At 67.7% G+C, this 2,627-nt stretch carries 1 protein-coding gene; it reads right to left on the reverse strand.

The window, feature by feature from the left end; genetic code table 11:
- Nucleotides 1–2,627 (reverse strand): preprotein translocase subunit SecA (gene secA, locus A612_RS08880; protein ID WP_019374146.1); only part of this gene is annotated, 2,627 nt, incomplete at both ends.

The raw sequence follows: 2,627 nt of genomic DNA on the forward strand, positions 1-2,627 counted from the left end.
CGGCTGCGCCGGCCGCCTGCGACTGGGGGTTGCCGCTCTCGTCGGGCGCGCTGTAGGTGACGTTGGCGATGCTGCCCTCGCCGCGCTGCTCCAGCGCTTGGGCCGCCTCGTCGAGCTGGTCGTTGGACTGGATCTGCACGCTCATCATGACGCGCGTGACCTCGTTCTTGACCTGGTCGATCAGCTGGCGGAACAGCTCGAAGGCCTCGCGCTTGTATTCCTGCTTGGGCTGCTTCTGGGCGTAGCCGCGCAGGTGGATGCCCTGGCGCAGGTAGTCCAGCGCCGCCAGGTGGTCGCGCCAGTTGCTGTCGAAGCTCTGCAGCAGTACCATGCGCTCGAACTGCGTGAAGCTTTCCCTGCCGACCAGCGCCACCTTGGCCTCGAACGCCTCGCGGCCGGCCTGCTGCACCATCTCCAGAATGTCCTCGTCGGTGATCGAGTCCGAGCCCTCGACCGCCTTCTGCAGGGACAGCTCGATCCGCCAATCGGCCGCCAGCGCCTTCTCCAGGCCCGGCAGGTCCCACTGCTCCTCCACCGACTCGGGGGGCACGTACTGGTGCACCACGTCGGCCAGGCAGTCGTCGCGCATGGCATCGATGAGCTGCGACAGGTCCGGGGCGTCCAGGATCTCGTTGCGCTGCTGGTAGATGACCTTGCGCTGGTCGTTGGCGACGTCGTCGTATTCCAGCAGCTGCTTGCGGATGTCGAAGTTGCGCGCCTCGACCTTGCGCTGGGCCGATTCGATGCTGCGCGTGACGATGCCCGCCTCGATGGCCTCGCCGTCGGGCATCTTCAGGCGGTCCATGATCGCCTTGACGCGGTCGCCGGCGAAGATGCGCATCAGCTGGTCGTCCAGGCTCAGGTAGAAGCGCGACGAGCCCGGGTCGCCCTGGCGGCCGGCGCGCCCGCGCAGCTGGTTGTCGATGCGGCGCGACTCGTGGCGCTCGGTGGCGATGATGCGCAGGCCGCCCAGCGCCGCCACCTTGTCGTGGTCGCGCTTCCACTCCTCGCGCAGCTCCTGGGCACGCGCGGCGCGCTGCTCGGGCGTGAGGCTCTGGTCTTCCTCGAGCGCGGCGATGGCCTTTTCCACGTTGCCGCCGAGCACGATGTCGGTGCCGCGGCCGGCCATGTTGGTGGCGATAGTGATCATGCCCGGGCGGCCGGCCTGGGCGATGATGTCCGCCTCGCGCGCGTGCTGCTTGGCGTTGAGCACCTGGTGCGGCAGGCCGGCCTTGGTCAACAGCTCGGAGATCACCTCGGAGTTCTCGATCGAGGTCGTTCCCACCAGCACCGGCTGGCCGCGCTCGTGGCACTCGCGGATGTCGGCGATGGCCGCCTCGTACTTCTCGCGCGTCGTCTTGTAGACGCGGTCGAGCTGGTCGTCGCGCCGGCTCGGGCGGTTCGGCGGGATGACCACGGTCTCCAGGCCGTAGATCTCCTGGAATTCGTAGGCTTCGGTGTCGGCCGTGCCGGTCATGCCGGCCAGTTTGCCGTACAGGCGGAAATAGTTCTGGAAGGTGATGGAGGCGAGCGTCTGGTTCTCGGCCTGGATCTCCACGCCCTCCTTGGCCTCCACCGCCTGGTGCAGGCCCTCGCTCCAGCGCCGGCCCGACATCAGGCGGCCGGTGAATTCGTCGACGATGACGATCTCGCCGTTTTGCACCACGTAGTGCTGGTCGCGGTGGTAGATGTGGTGCGCTCGCAGCGCCGCATACAGATGGTGCACCAGGGCGATGTTGGCCGGATCGTAGAGCGAGGTGCCTTCCGGGATCAGCCCGGCCGCCGCCAGGATGCGCTCGGCGTTTTCGTGGCCCTGCTCGGTCAGGAACACCTGGTGGGTCTTCTCGTCCACGGTGAAGTCACCCGGCCGGGTCACGCCTTCGCCGGTGCGCGGGTCGGCCTCGCCTTCCTGGCGCACCAGGGAGGGCACGACCTGGTTGATAGCCACGTACATCGCCGTGTGGTCGTCCGCCTGGCCGCTGATGATCAGCGGCGTGCGCGCCTCGTCGATCAGGATCGAGTCCACCTCGTCGACGATGGCGTAGTTCAGGCCCCGCTGCACGCGCTCGCGCGCGTCGTAGACCATGTTGTCGCGCAGGTAGTCGAAGCCGTACTCGTTGTTGGTGCCGTAGGTGATGTCGCTGGCGTAGGCCGCCTGCTTTTCCTCGCGCGGCATCTGCGGCAGGTTGATGCCCACCGTGAGGCCGAGGAAGTTGTACAGACGCCCCATCCATTGCGCATCGCGCCCGGCCAGGTAATCGTTCACCGTGACCACGTGCACGCCCTTGCCCGACAGGGCGTTGAGGTACACCGGCAGCGTGGCGGTGAGGGTCTTGCCCTCGCCGGTGCGCATTTCGGCGATCTTGCCCTGGTGCAGCGCGATGCCGCCCATCAGCTGCACGTCGAAGTGGCGCATCTTCATGACGCGCTTGGAGCCCTCGCGCACCACGGCGAAGGCCTCGGGCAGCAGGTCGTCCAGCGTTTCGCCGCGGGCGATGCGCTCCTTGAACTCTTGCGTCTTGCCGCGCAGCGCCTCGTCGCTCAAGTGCTCGTACTCGGGCTCCAGGGCGTTGATGCGCGCGACGGTCTTGCGGTACTGCTTGAGCAGCCGGTCGTTGCGGCTGGCG

Source organism: Melaminivora alkalimesophila (assembly GCF_000282995.1).
Classification (GTDB): Bacteria; Pseudomonadota; Gammaproteobacteria; order Burkholderiales; family Burkholderiaceae_C; genus Melaminivora; species Melaminivora alkalimesophila.